Consider the following 16,615-nt stretch of genomic DNA (forward strand, 5'->3'; position numbering starts at 1 on the left):
TTTGATTCACATGAAGCCACTTAAATGAGCGGCTTCTTATATTGGATGATGCAGCTCATTGATGTAATGAAGATCAGATTGCTGCAAGCAGCCTAATCAACTTCCTATTTTAGCATTCTAAATAAGAACAGTTCGAGATAAAAAATTACTTTATTTTTGTTGAACTCACGTTAATTAATCATTCTCTTCCGAAATGTATTATGAATTTTATTCTCTTTGACATCACCTGGGCTTAAGTCTTTGTGTGCAAAATATAAGCATATTTAGGTTGGAGAATTGAATATGAATACAGAAAATTTATTACAGACTAATGAAGAAACAAAAATTGACAAAAAAATCCATTTTATATGGGTCGGTCACATCATGCCTCAAAAAAATATCCAGGCTGTATCCGAATGGGCTGAGAAGAACCCAGGATATGAAACGATTATTTGGGTTGATAAAAAAATAGCACCTTCAAAAGAACTTGAGTTTTTTATTGAAGAAATGAAAGCCAAAGGCATCACGGTAAAAGACATTAATGAAGAAGGAGTATGCCGAGACAGCATACGTCATGAACTCGATCAGGAATCACCTAATTATGGAATGGCAAGTGATATGTTACGATTAAATATTCTAACTGCAGAAGGAGGAATTTATTTAGATTCAGATATCTTATGTTCTGCTCCTTTCCCAGATGAAATTCATGCTCCTTTTGGATTTTTATTATCTTCCTGGTCTCAAGGAACAAATAATGCTTTTTGCAATGATATTATTTTATGCAGCAAAGGAAATCAAATAATTCGGCAATTAGCTGATGCAATTGAGCAGTCCTATATTGAAAAGGATTCCTTTGAATTCAATAATGAGTATGCATCAATGAAGGAAACCAAAGGGGAAAAAGTCGCCAAAACATTAGGGGTAACTGGTCCAGGATTTTTGTTTCATCAATTAAAAAAAATGAGAATCTTGAACGAAAAAAGTCAATTAGATGAGGTTCATTGGGAATTACAAGATCAACGTTATTTAATTGATGGGAGTGCAGAGGAACCAAAATATTTTTATGTACCTTATAACAATAAAAATGACGCCAGCTGGATTCCCAGCATTAAAAGACCAGGGATAGAAAACATGAGCTTTCAAAAAAGACTGGAAAATGCAGTTCAACTGATAACTTTTGATATTGAGCATACTGGTATTTTTAATTTGGATCATTATTCGAATGAACTAAAAGAGAAAAAAAACAGCTGGTGTATTGCTGAAGAAATACCTTCAGAATTGCAGTCTGATTCTTATTTGCTAATTAAGCCTAAAAATAAAACTGAAGCATGGGTTCTTTATTATGTTAGTGAAGATAAAAAATTAAATCCGATAACCTTACCAGCTATTAGAGGTGCTATTAAACTTTCCGAGCTCTCGGATCCTCTTAGAAAATTTCATATGACATTGAGTCAAGTTTGTGATCCTGTAAATCCAACAGTTTATGAATTGAAAAAAATTGGAAGAGCTCTGATGGAGCTTCAACCTAATCAAGATCAATATCAATGCAAAAATAGATGGCCTGGTGTTGAAGACATTGCACAGGAACTTTGGCAAAGAATCACTTCAGATAAAAAGTTAAGTGAGAAAATTAAGCAATGTTCCACTCAATTTGAATGGTTAACACCTAAGGTGATTGAGTTAACTTTGGCAAGAGCGCCGGAAATCGAAAAAAAGGTTGAAACGGAGACTGCTTTTAAAAAACAAAAAAGGACCTCACTGAAAATGGCTGAAGAGGATATAACTCAAGAAGAGGATTTGGAACGTGGGCGTGTCAAATTAGCCGCTGAAAATTTATCTGAAGAGAGGAATAAAGCTGCTGATGCCTTAATTCATGATATTATCCAGGGTATTATTAAATTGGATGGAAAATTAGGTCTATTTGGTGGAAACAAACGCCAGTTGGAAGACGGTAAAGTGATTAAAATACCAAATGGTGCTGCTCTTATATTTGATGATTATAAAAAATATAAACGAGAAGAGTTAACAGCTGAAGAAGCGTTGCAATCTATGATAAGAATCGCGAAACTATCTGATAAATTTAATAGCCATACTTTCTTTAATCAAAGACAACCAGAAACAGGTCAACTTTATAAGAGAGTAGCTTCATATTATCCACTAACTCTCATACCTATCTCTTTAAAGTAGTTTAGTACTTCTTGGCTATTCAATTTATCACTCTGATAAGCAGGTCTGATTAAATAAACACGTCCTGCTTTAGCCTTGTAAATTGCTTTAAAATTATTTTCTAAATCGCTTAGTAAAGTCAGACTGGAATTTTCCGATAAAGAAAAGTCAGTGGGTGCAATGAGGTAAGTATTCGCTAAAAATCCCAAAGAACGCCGTAAGTCTTCACTTTCTGCAAGTATAGTGTCTTGCTGAACCATGAGCCTTCTCCTGAATAAATAGTAACAAGTGAAATGGTAACATAAGATTGGAGCTTGGTTGATATTTTTAAATAAAGAACAATTAAAGATCGGCTTTCTTATCCTTCATTACTTTTTAAGTCAAATGGAACGTTGGTTCACCTTCATTTTTGGGGAAATGTTAGTAAGTGGACTAGAATTATCAGTAATCCTACATTATTGGCAGATATGTTATGGAAAACTATTTGATAAAAACCAAACATCTGGGTATACGCTTAATTAGAAAAGATGATGACAAATATTTAAAACTTATAGAAAGAGATCCCGAAGTAAAAGAGTTTTTTCCTGAAGGTCTTTTAAGCGATAAAGAAATAAAGGATGGTATTAATAAATGCTTGGCTATTTATAAGGAAAAGCATTTGCCTTGCCTGATTATTTTTAAGCGATTTACTGACGAATTTGTAGGGGAGTCCTATTTCAATCAATTAGAAACTGGAGAGATAAAAGTAGGGTATCTTTTACATCAAAAATTTTGGAATAAAGGCTATGCCACAGAAATATTAAAGGCACTTCTTAACTGGGCAAAAGAACATATAGATACAGATTATATCATAGCCTATGCTGATAAAAATAATACTGCTTCGTTTCGGGTTATGCAAAAATGTGGAATGAAATATTATAAAAAGGGGCGTTATCGGGATATGGATTGTTACTTTTACCGAATTCGCAACCAATAAATTTAGGATCTGTTTATAGAGCCTAAACTTTGTGGATTAACACAGAAAAAAGTAATCACATTTTTAATTACTTTTGCACCTATATTAAGTTGTTCGATAGCTATAAATTCATTAGGATTATGGGCTTGCTTGATATCACCAGGACCACAAATAACAGTAGGTATATGCGCATTTTGAATGATGCCCGCTTCCGTTCCATAAGAAACTTTTAAGCGTTCTTTTATTCCAGTCACTGCACGAACTATCCTCATAATCGATGAGTTTTCAACGGCATGAAATCCAGGTGCATCAGAAGTTTCATCAAAATAAATCGTTGCTTCAGAATAGGTTTTTCTCATCTCAGGTAAGAGTTCATTATTCATATAATTTTCAATTTGATTGCGAAAATTAACAATAGGAAATTGATTGATATAACGAACCTCAAGAATAAATTCACAAACTTCAGGAATGACATTCGTTGCTATTCCACCACTGATAATATTGGTGGTTATAGTACTGAATGGACAATCAAAATCATAATCAAAGGGTCCATTTTCTTTTACATAATAAGCGATTGAATTGATATAAGAAATTAAACGACTTCCATATTCAATTGCATTACATCCTTCAAAAGCAAGAGAAGAATGAGCTGCTTTTCCCTGTATCTGACAATGATACAGTTTTCTAGCTTTTCCGCCTATTATTGGTCGCATATTAGAAGGTTCACCAACAATACAACCCTCTGGCTGAATACTATTTTTTTTCAAAAAATCAATTAAATACGTCACTCCAACACAACCTATTTCTTCATCACAAGTAAACGCAAAGTGAATCGGTTTCACTAGTTCTAATTTTTTAAATTCAGGCACAAGAGCGAGAATAACTGCAAGAAACCCCTTCATATCACAGGTGCCACGGCCATAAATTTTATTATCTAACTTTGTGGCTACAAAAGGGTCGGTATTCCATATCTGCCCGCTTACAGGGACTACATCAGTATGACCAGAAAGAAGAATACCTCCTTGTGTTTGACCATTACTTGCGGGAATCGTTGCAAATAAATTAACTCTGGATTCTGCTGGTCCAGGTATAATTTGGGACTGAATATCATGTTGTTTAAACCAGGCATCAATTGCATCAATGATTTCTAAATTCGAAGTATTGGAAATAGAATTGAAGCTGATAAGCTGAGTGAGCCATTGTAATATATCCATTGCATCCCTTTATTGAATAATTTATAGTCAATTTGGTCTATAAATCACAGATAGTCAAGGTCATTGGACGCTTATGCAAGGGATGCCCTGATAATAAAGGATTCTTCCCAGTCTGTTTTATCCTATATTCATAGGATACTCACTTTTTCTAAGTTTATATGTATCCCTAATTTAAAAACCTAGTCTATTTTATTTAGATTATAATTAACTCAAGGAGTGCTTAGTTCTCAAGGAGATTTTTATGAGAAGACTGCCATTTAAAAAGTCCTCAGTCCTATCAATTGGTGTTGAATTAGAACTTCAACTTATTGATCCCCACTCCTGTTCACTCACTTCTAAAGCCAAGGAGCTAATCAGAACTATTAAAGCTGGTCCGTATCAAATTAGAATCAAACCTGAGATAACGCAAAGTATGATTGAAATTAATACTTCGATTCATCAATCACCCAAAACCATGTTACAAGAATTATTTGAATTGCAATCCTATTTGTTAACACAGGCTTCTGGTCTTGAGATCGCTATTTGCGGTGGCGGAAGCCATCCTTTTCAAACATGGTCTATGCAAAAAATATTCCCAACATTAAGATATAAAAATATTTTAAGAAAATATCGCTATTTATCCAAAATGGCTACCGAATTTGGTCAGCATATACATATTGGCTGTGGCAGTTCCGATGATGCACTTTATCTTACTCATGCGCTCTCGCGATATGTTCCCCAATTAATTGCAATATCCGCTTCATCCCCTTTTTACCAAGGGGTTAATACCTATTTTTGTTCATCTCGATCGGTATGTTTTAATGCATTTCCCTTAAGTGGGGTTATACCTTATTTAATTAATTGGAATGAGTTCTCGGATTATTTTTATAAAATGCGTAACCTAGATATTATAAACAGCATGAAGGATTTTTATTGGGATATTAGGCCTAAACCCGAGTTTGGTACAGTTGAAATTAGAGTTTTTGATACACCATTGACGATCAAAAAAACGGTTTTAATTACTGCGTATGTGCAAGCACTGGCAATGTATTTATTGGAGGAAAGGCCCATTCAGGTAAACCATGATTTATATTATCTCTACAATTATAACCGATTTGAAGCTTGTCGATATGGTTTTGAAGGTAGTTTTATTAATCCTTATACAATGAAGAGTGATTTAATTATTAACGATATAGCTAATACAGTTGAGACAATCAAAAAATATACAAGTCAATTGGGAAATACTGACTATGTTGACCAATTATTTGATAACGTAATCAATAAGGTGAATGATGCCTTTATATTATTACAAATATTAAAGCAAGTAGGTACTTTGCCAAACGTTGTTGCAGAGCAATGCAAAATATGGTCCGAAGAAATGAACAAATAAAACTCATTTACTGAGGGGATATTGATGGATAATATGATGATGGAATTGAATGAAAAAGAAAATGAGTTAAACCTTACTCAACTTCTAGCAAAAAGTTTGGGTGGTTTTCTGAAGCAGCCTGAGCTGGAGCTTTTAACCAAGCATGCTAAAATTTCTTCATTCGTATCCGGCGAAACTATTTTTCGTCAAGGAAAAAGAACAGGCGGTGTCTATGTTATCCTTGAAGGTACTGTTCTTGTAACAGCGCAAATAATGAACCAAGGGGTGACTAATATGGAAACCCTACAGCCAGGTCATTTTTTAACAGTAACTTGTTTTATTGAGAATGCTCCTTGTCCTACATCGTTTATAGCATCCAGTACGGTTCAATGCTTACTAATACCTCTTAGTTACTTTGAATTGCTTTCTTCTGAATTTCCGGAAACCAGATATAAAATATTACAGGTTATTGCAAAACAGAGTTGTAAACGTTTAAAAACAATACATGACACGATTACTTCATTTATTTCTGATTCTGATATGACGAGTTTGTCATTTTTTGAACGAATTATTTATTCATTAAATCAACCTAAAAAAATTATTTTTAACGAAAGTATTATCGATAAGAGCCAAATAGAAGATCTATTTTTATTTAAATCATTTACTAAAAATGAAATTGAGATTTTGCTGAAACATTTCGTTATCCTGGATGCGCCAAAAAATTGTAAATTGATCAATGCAAGAGATAAAACTGCCTTATGCTATCTGGTTATCTATGGTGCTATTCAATCATGTATCATGAAAGACGATAAACTGGCTAAATTGTCTGTGATTGGTCCTGGAACGTTACTTGCCAGTATTGGTTGTATTGAAAATAAAGAGTTATTTAATTTTACATACATTACCTGCGAACAGACTATTTTATGCAAGTTATCTGAATCAGCTTTACAACTGATTCAAGAAAATCATCCTCAACTTTGGTATAAATTATTTGATTTAATTTTTGGCTCACTGGCAGCACTGAAGAAATCTATTTATAAACTGGATATAAGACTAAATATAGAAAACTACAATAGGTAAAATAATATGTGCAGAATATTGACTTATCTTGGCAAACCGATCGTGGTCGAAGAGTTACTCTATAAGCCAGATAATTCATTTATTAAACAAAGTTATAATCCAAAATACATGTCACATTTACTTAATCTGGCGGGATTTGGGATGGCTGCTTGGGATTATACCTCGCATAATCCCAAATTTCCTTATTTATATAAAACTCCTCAATTGCCTTTTTATGATAGCAATTTACATAATCTTGCTTCTAAAATTACACCCTATTGTTTTTTAGCTCATTTACGTGGAGTTACTTATCATGAATCACAGATTATCTCCACCCAAAATGTGCATCCCTTCATTTTTCCAGGATCAAATGTGGTTCTTGCTCATAATGGGTCGTTAAGCAATTTTGACATGATGCGTTATGATTTACTTGAATACATCGCTCCTGAATATAAAAAATATATTTATGGAACTACGGATAGCGAATGGATTTTTTCTATTTTTTTGTCCCAATTACCAAGTCCTACAGGCGTTTATCAAACTGAAGATATTATTAAAGCGATTCTTGAAACTTTAAAAATACTTCAGCGTGTTCGTCAAAAAAGAAAAATAAAATTCAATTCACCCGTTAATCTCTTTATAACAGATGGAGAGTTCATTGCGTCCACTCGATTTGTTCTGGATTATGGATGGCCTGAGCCAGATGAATTTCCCTCCACCCATTCGGAGTATCATTCTTTGTGGTATACCTATGGTGAGAGTTATGGGGTGTATGATAATGAATACAAAATGAAAAAAGGCATTACAAAAAAAAGCATCATTATTGCTTCTGAACCTTTAACTGAAGATACAACGACCTGGCTTGAGGTCCCCGAATATACCCTTATTGTTGCAAGACAATCTGGAGATGAAATTAATATAACCTCTCAAGATATTAATATATAATTTCTTAATGAGCATTAGAAAAATAAATAATACACTCTATTCTACTCTGGAATATCTTTAGGGTATCGGTTTTCTTTTTTCTTACACGGTTTAAGAAAAAAATTTTCTACTACCTCACTTTGATTAATAAAGCCTTAATAATTGATCGATAAAATATCAATAATTGACCAGAGTGTATTTATTTTATATGACAGTAAGCAAGCGTGAGCCTAAAAAATCCATAACCCACTTTGTTGTATTTGGCGATAGCCTTTCTGACGGTAAAAACATGGGAGAAAAGTTTTCTTTTCTCGGTTCATGGGTAAAAAGCTTATGGCTCAAAGCATTAGGATTAGATAAGTCTCCTCATGAGCGCTTTACTAATGGTTATACGTGGGCAGATTCGCTTAGAGCAACTCTTATTAGCAAGTTTCTTAATGACGACAAAATAAAAAAAGATTCAATACATCGTTTTGGAAAATATAATCTGAATAATGCAGATATCAGCGATGATGTTCTTTCTCAATCACCTTATAAACGAAAAAGATATACTTTGGATGAAGTTAGAGCTGAATCAAACGAAGTGAAACGTAAGAAACGCGTAGAAGATCGAGAAGAAGGGCATCTATTTACGACAAGGCAAGAGGATGCCCCTGAGGACCTGATAAATCCTGGGCATATAGTCGATAATACCGATATCGCTGATGTTGCAATCGCGTACCGGCATAAAACGAAGTCCCAACGTACCGCTCTTCATAAAAAATTGGGACTTTTAAAAGCTCCTGTTCTTCAAGAATCTTCTGATGATGTATCTGATCAGGTCATTACTGATCCTCGTTACAGCAAATACATTCAAGAATATTACTCACTCGATGATGGCCGTACTGCTCAATATAATGGGCAAACGTTCTTCAAAAATTACAGTCAGGGCGGTGCAACATCTTATGATTACAGCTGGAAGGGGCTTTTTCTTTCCTTGCTTTCACCGTTTACTTCGATAAAGCTATTTTTTACCCGCTTAATTGTATCCAACTTATCAAAGCAGGTAGATCAGTTCTTAGCTGATATTGAGAAACAAGAGGATTATGAGGATAAAGAAAAGACACTGATTACTGTATTTTCTGGCGCTAATGATTTAATCACAGTTAACTCCGAACCCACAAAAGAAGCAGCGGATCTTGCAGTACAAAGTAATATCGATAACATTGAGAAATTGATTCAACAAGGTTATAAAAATATTGTTCTTTGTAATTTGCCTGATTTATCATTAACCCCGCGTTTTCAGGGGACATCAAAAGAAGGCCAAGCTCACGAAATAACAGCATATTTTAATACGCAGCTTGAAGAGAAATACAAAGAATTACAAGATAAATACCCTAGCTGTTCCATTGATTTTTTCAATATCAATTCTGTCTTTACTAAGATATATACTGATGTTCGCGATAACCCACAATCAGAATATGCTCAATACTTTGACCGCAAAAAACTAAAAGAAGCTTATAAAGATTCAGCGGACTATACAATGACTCCTGAAAGAACATCTCCAGGTTCTAAACATATGTTTTGGGATGATGTACATCCAACTGCTACGATGCACGCCTTGTTGATGTCTGAATTTTATAAAAGTAAAGAAATTTTAGGTAAATATAAAATTGCAGCGCCATTAGAACAAAGTCCTGAGCAATTATGCAAAAAATTCAGACAAAAATATCATGAAAAATTAAATGATTCTTGGTTTGGATTGTCGCATTCAAATAAAGAACTTTCTATTAATTATAAAGAACCAGCTAAAGCGCTGGAGACTATATTGCGCTTTGCACTTGATAAAAATAACAAAAAAGCAGACTACATACGCAAAGCAATGATTGATCTAGGTTGGTGGGTAAATAATGAGCCAAACATGTGTATCCCTGCTCTGGCCGATGCCATGTGGATTTTAGATCCTAATTTAGCACGGAAGTTAGAGGCAAAATTGGATCCTCATTTGGAACAACCACAATCTAATTCGCCTAGAATGATGATGGGAGCCTTAAAGGGGGAAGTACCTCATCACAAAACAGTTTCTTCAGACCTTGCTTTGCCACCTGAAGTTGAGAAAAAATTAAAAATGATGCAAAAGTCTCCTAATAAAGATAAGGAAGTTACTTTGCCTAAACCAAAAATAAGTTCCACTTTGGAAACACAGGAACATTCAACAAGAGATACTGCTTTGACTTTCATTTAAGCATTCATTTTAGAGCCCGAATTCATAGTTCCTCTTTTTATTGGTTGAAAGGTGAATACAACGGCTCTAATCTCAGAGTAGTTATTACGTTTCTTTACTCGTAATGAAAACCCATTAATACTATAATTCATTAGTATCTGTTGACGATTGGTTCCTATTGCCTACGTGTCGCGCTTTATGCGCAACATTCAGTGTTGCAGAAATCTAAATGTTGGTTCAATAGACTTACACCGTTTGGATCCCGTGTAACGCAGGGACGTAGGGGAGCAGAAACTCTAATCAAATGAGGATAAGTTTTAATGTATCTTGAATCCAATCAAATTGTATTCTCGCCGTCAGATCTGACTCTATTTATGGAGAGCCCTTTTGCTTCATGGATGGAACATCTCGCAATGACTCATCCACACTTAGTACCTACTCCTGACGAATGTGATGAGCTGCTCAGTGTTTTGCATGAGATGGGAAATCAACATGAATCAGAAGTATTCGCTGCATTTGAAGCTAGAGGATTAACGATTGCTAATTTGTATAAGCGGACTGATTCATATCAAGCCACTATGGATGCTATGAAAAATGGGATAGATGTAATTTATCAAGCCCATTTGGAATTGTCTCCATTTAGAGGATATGCTGATTTTTTGATTAAAATCCAAGGGAAAAGTATTTTTGGAGATTATTGCTATGAAATTTGGGATACTAAATTAGCGAAGTCTGTTAAGGTTGATTTTCTGGTGCAATTATGTTGTTATGCTGAAATGCTTGGCGTAATGCAACAAGCAAGAGTAAAGCATATCACCCTTGTTCTGGGTAACAAGGAACAAAAACGATTCCGTCTTAATGAGTATTTTTACTTCTACCAAAATCTTAAACACAAGTTTTTGTCGGTACATCAACACTTCGATCCTGCTAAATATCCCGATCCGGCTTTGTCTAAAAGTTGGGGAAGATGGAGTACACATGCCGAGAGTCTTCTATTAAAAGCAGATCATCTGATTCAGGTTGCTACGATTACCTCAGGACAAATCAAAAAACTGGATCAAGCAGGCATCCATACTATGACTGCTTTAGCAAATTCTGATTATAAAACTGTAAAAGGAATAAAACCTGAACTATTCGAGCGGTTAAAAGCTCAGGCTAAAATTCAAAAAGAGAGTATTGGAAAGGATATTCCAGTTTATCAGTTAATTCATCATGAAAATGGAAAAAAATTGGGATTGGCTCTGCTACCTCCAAATTCAAAAAATGATATCTTTTTTGATATCGAAGGATTTCCTTTAGAAGAAGGAGGCTTGGAATATCTTTGGGGTGTGACTTATTTTGATGATAATCATCAACGTCAATACATGGATTTTTGGGCACATGATCACGATCAGGAAAAAGAAAGTTTTAGATCATTTGTTGAATGGGTCTATAAAAGATGGCAGCAAGATCCTTCCATGCACATATATCATTATGCAAGCTATGAAATAACAGCTTGCCGCAAACTAATGAGTAGATATGGCGTGTGCGAGTATGAAGTGGATCAGTTATTGCGCAATGAAGTATTTGTTGATTTATATAAAATCATAAAGGGTGCGCTATTAATTGGTGAATCGCGTTACTCCATTAAAAATGTGGAACACTTATACCGTGCTAAACGAGATACAGAAGTAGGTTCTGGTAGCGATTCAGTAGTTGTTTACGAGCGGTGGCGAGAAAACCCTGATGGTGATACTTGGCAAACATCAAAAATACTAAACGATATTCGCTCTTACAATATTGATGATTGTAACTCTACTCAGGAGTTGGTTGTCTGGTTAAGAGAAAAACAGGAAGCTTATGGTATTTGTTTTCTTGGCAAAACGGAATTGATCGAACCCGAAATTAAAGAAGAAATCAACGAGCGTATTATACTTCGTGACAGATTGCTTGAACAAGCATTACAAGCACATGTTGAAGGCCAAGAACAGTTATCTAAAATTTATTCTGTTATGGCATGGTCAATTGAATTTCATAGACGTGAATCCAAGCCTGTTTTTTGGCGGCTATTTGATCGATTAGGGTTAAGTGAGGAAGAGTTACTTGAAGATATAGATTGCCTGGCCTATTGTCTACGAACTGAAAAACCAGCCTATAAGCCTACTCCAAAAGCTCGTAATTTAGTTTACGAATATTCGTTTGATCCTGATCAGGAATTTAAAGGTAATGCAAAAGAGTATTACTTGTTAGGCTATGAGGCATCTGATGGTAAAAACTTAAAAGCTACTTACTGTGATGAAGGCAGTGATTTGGATCAGGGGATTATAGCACTTCAAATAAAAAATGAACCTGAAAGCCCTATTACCTTGATTCCAAATGAATATGTTAATCCTGATCCAATACCTCAGGCGATTATAAAACAGGCAGAGAAATTTGCCAAAGGAGCGTTAGCTCAATCTGCTATTGTTGATTTTTTAGGTAAATCTATCCCAAGGATTAAGGGACACACATCGGGTCAAGCAATAGCTTCAAGCCATGATCCCAATCAACGATTGAATGAGATTATTCAAGCAGTTATTAATTTGAATAATAGTTATCTGACTATTCAAGGTCCACCGGGGTCTGGAAAGACCTATACGGGTAAACATTTAATTGCTGAACTGATTAAAAAAGGAAAAAAAGTAGGTATATCTTCCAACAGCCATAAAGCCATAAACAATTTATTGATTAACACCGCCAAGTACTGCCATAAAGAAGGAATTATTGGGCATTTTGCGTGTACACGTAATACGGATTCAGTTATTGATGAATTGCAGATTAGTGTGCTGGAAAATAAATGTATAGCTGGCTTTTTGCAACCAGGATGTGTCGTAGGAACTACGGCTTGGGGTTTTTCCAGAGATGATCTTGAACATGCGTTTGATTATCTTTTTATTGATGAGGCAGGGCAAGTTAGTGTTGCAAACTTGATTGCTATGAGTAGATCAACCTCCAACATCATTTTAATGGGGGATCAGATGCAATTGGGGCAACCTTCTCAAGGCAGCCATCCAGAAGATAGTGGGTTGTCCATTCTCGATTATCTGTTGCATTCGACTCCGACTATTCCTGATTCAATGGGCGTATTTTTGGGGACAACTTATCGTATGCACTCGGCGGTCAATCAATTTATAAGTGAGGCTATATATGAAGGTAAACTTGAAACTGCTTCAGACAATGATGAGCAATTAATATCTATTCCTGTTGGATATCAGGGAGTTTTGAACAAAGAGGCAGGAATTATCACGGTACCCGTTGTGCATGAAGGTAATACTCAAGCCAGTGATGAAGAAGTAGAACAAATAGTTTCTTTAGCCCATGAGTTATTGGGGCGGATTTTTAGCACCAAAAACGGTCAACAAAGAACAATTGATTGGGAAGACATACTTTTTGTTGCTCCATATAATTATCAAGTTAATAAACTAAAAGCAGCCCTTGGAGATAAAGCAAGAGTAGGTAGTGTTGACAAATTCCAAGGACAAGAAGCACCAGTTGTATTTTTAAGTATGTGTGCAAGCAGTGCTCATGAGTCGCCTCGTGGTTTAAATTTTCTTTTTGATAAAAATCGCATTAATGTTGCAGTTTCAAGAGCACAATGTATGGTTGTGATTGTGTATTCTCCAGCATTGTTGGATTCTATACCAAAAAATGTAGAACAAATCAGTATGATGAATATTTTTTGTCAATTAGTAAAATCACCTTATTCAAAATAATTCAACATTTCTATCCTCCTCTTACTGTAACATAAGACGCTATACTCTTAGGGGTACCAAATTCTATTTTATCTCAACTGAAGCATTTTTATTGTCTTTTATGTCGAGCTCACGTTAATGGCACTAAGTGAATCGTTTTTTGACTAAATCCTTCTCATGTCGACTTCCCTCGGGAAGTAGGGCCGGCCTTAACTTAGTGCCATTAGAACTCACGTTAGTCAGGAACAATATGTAATGCGACTCCTGTAAATTCTTTCTTAAAGTTTTCGAAACTGTCATAATATTCTGCAAATGAAGGATACAGTTTCACTGCACCATTCTCAGGATCAATGACTTGAAACTGATCTTGCCATATCCTTGCAAACAAGACATGAAGGCCCTGGTTACTCAACGATCGAGATATAAGAAAGGTAAATCCTCCTTTAAAAAACTCGTTGTTTATCGAATAGGGATCTTCTATTTTTTGTATACTATATTGATTTATTTTATTTTTATTCTGATTAAACAGAGTATATTGATTTATAATATGTTGCGATAATTCAGGACGATTATTTTTAATTCTATTGCTTAGGTCTAATAAATCTTCAGTTTTTTCTACAAAATCTAGGCCGATCATTTTTATTTTATATTGGCTTAGATAGAGAATTACCTTTTCAATATCTGATTGTTTGCCAGGTTCTAACCAAATTTGCTTATAAATTTGCAGTTCTTGAGTCCGCGTGGGTTCATGAATCAGTTTAAGTTCTTTCAAAACCATTAAAATACTACAGGCAAAACATGAATTTGGAAAAGTTTGTGTCAAAGGGATAAACTCGATATCAGAGAGGCTGTATAATGATTTTTCAATGCTATTTAATATTTTCGATAATTCAATATCTTCTAAAGCATAATCAGTCAATTCATTCGATGAGACAATTAATTCTTCCAGACCCGAGATTAAGTGCCTACACAGTGCTTTGTTTTCAACCAAAATATGTTTTTTAATCTCTTGAGCAATATATTTTGTCTTATTAAAGCTTAGGTTGATATCCATTTTTTTTTGTTCTATCTCAAGACATATTTCGTTAAGACAATTTATAATTTCTCGTTGAAGAGAGATAGGAATATCTTTACCAAATGTGATAACAATATTCTGTTCCAAATCATACTTACCTAATGAGTGAGTAGGCTCTCTCATTTTTTTCAGAAAAGACTGCAAAGAAATTAAAATCGCATCACAGTTTGATTTTTTAAGATAAATGTTCATGGCCTTTTCCTATTCAAAATAATAAAAAATACGTTAATTCAACGTTTTTTGGGTTGATTATTATGTGATGTTCATCTTTTTCCACGCTTTGTTAAATTTTTTAGTAACCAATGAAAAAAATCTCGGGCGAGTTGCCTCACCAACGTATTCTTGCTTATTGTTACCAAGAGAGAAGACTCTGATGTCGTTGCTTTCTCACGTGAGGTCTGGGGTGTAGGTGTATCGATTGCTGTGCTTTGTTTTTCTGTAAGTATTTCTGCAGCGGAATGTGGATTTTCCGGACGGGAATAGCGTTGGTACAAATGAGATTTGTTAAGTATTTGTTGTACTTCATTATCAGTTAATACACCCATTCTCGATTCTGGCGGCCTAATCATGCAGTGAATTAACGGAGTTGGTTCTCCTTCAGCGTCAAGAGCACTCAAAAGTGCCTCTCCAATGCTTAAAGCAGTTAGCATTTTTTCTGTATCATAATAGGTTGATGGAGGGAAGTTTTGTGCCACTAATTTCATTGCTTGTCGATCTTTTGCCGTAAATGCACGTAGTGCGTGTTGAATTTTTAATCCCAGTTGTCCTAAAATAGCATCAGGAATATCGTTTGGCGTTTGAGTACAAAATATCAAACCAACCCCTTTGGAGCGAATTAATTTAACGATAGTTTCTAAAGTATTTAATAGGACTTTGCTGGCATTTTTGAAAATTAAATGCGCCTCATCAATAAATAAAACGAGTTTAGGCTTATCAGGATCCCCTAACTCAGGTAGTTGACGATAAATATCAGTAAGTAACTTTAACATAAACGTTGAAAACAACTGAGGCCTATCCTGCATGTCCATTAAACGAACAATAGAGATCATTCCCTGGCCGTTTTCGTTATATTGTAATAAATCATCAATTTTAAAAGCGGGCTCCCCAAAAAAATGCTGGCCGCCTTGAGATTCTAACTCGACAATTTTGCGCATAATAGAACCTATCGAAGCTGTAGCAACACTACCATATTGTGATTCTATTTCTGCATTACCTTTTTTACTTTGTACGTATTGCAATAAGGATTTAAAATCGTGCAGATCAACTAGAGGCATAGAGTGGTCTTTAGCATATTCAAAAATAATAGTGATTACTCCAGCCTGAGTTTCATTAATTCCTAACATCCTTGAAAACAAAAGGGGACCAAAGTCAGAAACAGTTGCACGTAAAGGAACACCAGGAACATCGCTTAGTGTCAGCAGCTCCACTGGGTATCCACGAGGCGTATAGGATACTTGCAGGGATTGGCATCGAGCCTCGATATCAGGCGTATCATTTCCTGGTTTTGCCAAACCGGAAATATCTCCTTTAATATCCATCACCAGACAAGGTACTCCAGCCAAGGACAATTGCTCGGAAAGCACTTGCATGGTTTTTGTTTTTCCACTACCTGTTGCGCCGGCAATTAAACCATGTCGGTTAAATGATTTGAGTACGAGATGAACAGGGGCATTTGTTACTACTTTATCTTCAATAAGAATGCCTCCCAGTTGCAAGGAAGCGATACTTTTGGGTACTTGATAGGGAGTACTTAGATCCTCATACATACAAACATCCTTGTTAGGGTTCATATGAATTAATTATACGCATTAATTTAAATTCTTGCCGTATATAAAAGCATTCCAGCTCCAAATATTCTTGAGAGAAAAATTGTTGAGAATTAAGTGAGAAGTCCAGGCTAGTAGAAAAATTCATCCGAATTGGAATGACTTATTAACTTCTTGTTAATGTTACACAAGTAAACTTTCTATATAACACTATAG

General features: G+C 35.0%; 11 protein-coding genes. 7 read left to right on the plus strand and 4 right to left on the minus strand.

The window, feature by feature from the left end:
• Positions 1 to 282: 282 nt before the first annotated feature.
• The gene (locus Lgra_RS07995) at positions 283 to 2,166 is read left to right on the plus strand and encodes a glycosyltransferase family 32 protein (RefSeq protein ID WP_058498745.1); all 1,884 of its coding nucleotides are present in this window, start codon (positions 283 to 285) and stop codon (positions 2,164 to 2,166) included.
• On the opposite strand, the gene Lgra_RS08000 is transcribed toward Lgra_RS07995, so the two are convergent.
• Positions 2,130 to 2,405, minus strand: coding sequence for a hypothetical protein (locus tag Lgra_RS08000; RefSeq protein ID WP_058498746.1), 276 nt, complete (start codon positions 2,403 to 2,405; stop codon positions 2,130 to 2,132). The two genes, Lgra_RS07995 and Lgra_RS08000, sit on opposite strands and share 37 nt — an antisense overlap.
• A 212-nt stretch (positions 2,406 to 2,617) precedes the next feature.
• Between Lgra_RS08000 and Lgra_RS08005 the strand changes: the two genes are divergently transcribed.
• Positions 2,618 to 3,121: a GNAT family N-acetyltransferase gene (locus Lgra_RS08005; protein WP_058498747.1), complete on the plus strand. Its 504-nt coding sequence runs from the start codon at positions 2,618 to 2,620 to the stop codon at positions 3,119 to 3,121.
• Between the two features lie 2 nt (positions 3,122 to 3,123).
• Here the strand turns inward: Lgra_RS08005 and argE are convergent, their stop codons facing one another.
• A complete protein-coding gene (argE, locus tag Lgra_RS08010) occupies positions 3,124 to 4,314 on the minus strand; it encodes an acetylornithine deacetylase (RefSeq protein ID WP_058498748.1) in 1,191 nt (396 codons plus the stop codon).
• A gap of 241 nt (positions 4,315 to 4,555) precedes the next feature.
• Between argE and Lgra_RS08015 the strand changes: the two genes are divergently transcribed.
• From Lgra_RS08015 to Lgra_RS08035, 5 genes are all read left to right on the plus strand, one after another.
• The gene (locus tag Lgra_RS08015; protein ID WP_058498749.1) at positions 4,556 to 5,683 is read left to right on the plus strand and encodes a YbdK family carboxylate-amine ligase; all 1,128 of its coding nucleotides are present in this window, start codon (positions 4,556 to 4,558) and stop codon (positions 5,681 to 5,683) included.
• Between the two features lie 24 nt (positions 5,684 to 5,707).
• Positions 5,708 to 6,742, plus strand: a complete 1,035-nt coding sequence (locus Lgra_RS08020; protein WP_058498750.1) for a cyclic nucleotide-binding domain-containing protein — start codon at positions 5,708 to 5,710, stop codon at positions 6,740 to 6,742.
• A gap of 6 nt (positions 6,743 to 6,748) precedes the next feature.
• Positions 6,749 to 7,666, plus strand: coding sequence for a class II glutamine amidotransferase (locus tag Lgra_RS08025; protein WP_058498751.1), 918 nt, complete (start codon positions 6,749 to 6,751; stop codon positions 7,664 to 7,666).
• Positions 7,667 to 7,853: 187 nt separating this feature from the next.
• Complete coding sequence (locus tag Lgra_RS08030; protein WP_058498752.1) at positions 7,854 to 9,869, plus strand: SGNH/GDSL hydrolase family protein; 2,016 nt, start codon at positions 7,854 to 7,856, stop codon at positions 9,867 to 9,869.
• Between the two features lie 299 nt (positions 9,870 to 10,168).
• Positions 10,169 to 13,579, plus strand: a complete 3,411-nt coding sequence (locus Lgra_RS08035) for a TM0106 family RecB-like putative nuclease (RefSeq protein ID WP_058498753.1) — start codon at positions 10,169 to 10,171, stop codon at positions 13,577 to 13,579.
• 214 nt (positions 13,580 to 13,793) lie between these two features.
• Here Lgra_RS08035 and Lgra_RS08040 read toward each other — a convergent pair whose 3' ends face one another.
• Positions 13,794 to 14,825: a hypothetical protein gene (locus tag Lgra_RS08040; RefSeq protein WP_238584398.1), complete on the minus strand. Its 1,032-nt coding sequence runs from the start codon at positions 14,823 to 14,825 to the stop codon at positions 13,794 to 13,796.
• A 71-nt stretch (positions 14,826 to 14,896) separates the two neighbouring features.
• On the minus strand, positions 14,897 to 16,399 hold the full coding sequence (locus Lgra_RS08045) for a helicase HerA-like domain-containing protein (RefSeq protein WP_058498754.1): 1,503 nt from the start codon (positions 16,397 to 16,399) through the stop codon (positions 14,897 to 14,899).
• Between the last annotated feature and the right edge of the window lie 216 nt (positions 16,400 to 16,615).

Source organism: Legionella gratiana, assembly GCF_001467695.1.
GTDB lineage: Bacteria > Pseudomonadota > Gammaproteobacteria > Legionellales > Legionellaceae > Legionella > Legionella gratiana.

What these genes read in the sequence shown, in the direction of transcription:
- argE (WP_058498748.1), bottom strand. Translation starts at nt 4,314, where the DNA reads ATGGATATATTACAATGGCTCACTCAGCTTATCAGCTTCAATTCTATT.
- Lgra_RS08020 (WP_058498750.1), top strand. Translation starts at nt 5,708, where the DNA reads ATGGATAATATGATGATGGAATTGAATGAAAAAGAAAATGAGTTAAAC.
- Lgra_RS08030 (WP_058498752.1), top strand. Translation starts at nt 7,854, where the DNA reads ATGACAGTAAGCAAGCGTGAGCCTAAAAAATCCATAACCCACTTTGTT.
- Lgra_RS08015 (WP_058498749.1), top strand. Translation starts at nt 4,556, where the DNA reads ATGAGAAGACTGCCATTTAAAAAGTCCTCAGTCCTATCAATTGGTGTT.
- Lgra_RS08045 (WP_058498754.1), bottom strand. Translation starts at nt 16,399, where the DNA reads ATGTATGAGGATCTAAGTACTCCCTATCAAGTACCCAAAAGTATCGCT.
- Lgra_RS08005 (WP_058498747.1), top strand. Translation starts at nt 2,618, where the DNA reads ATGGAAAACTATTTGATAAAAACCAAACATCTGGGTATACGCTTAATT.
- Lgra_RS08035 (WP_058498753.1), top strand. Translation starts at nt 10,169, where the DNA reads ATGTATCTTGAATCCAATCAAATTGTATTCTCGCCGTCAGATCTGACT.
- Lgra_RS08000 (WP_058498746.1), bottom strand. Translation starts at nt 2,405, where the DNA reads ATGGTTCAGCAAGACACTATACTTGCAGAAAGTGAAGACTTACGGCGT.
- Lgra_RS08025 (WP_058498751.1), top strand. Translation starts at nt 6,749, where the DNA reads ATGTGCAGAATATTGACTTATCTTGGCAAACCGATCGTGGTCGAAGAG.
- Lgra_RS08040 (WP_238584398.1), bottom strand. Translation starts at nt 14,825, where the DNA reads ATGAACATTTATCTTAAAAAATCAAACTGTGATGCGATTTTAATTTCT.
- Lgra_RS07995 (WP_058498745.1), top strand. Translation starts at nt 283, where the DNA reads ATGAATACAGAAAATTTATTACAGACTAATGAAGAAACAAAAATTGAC.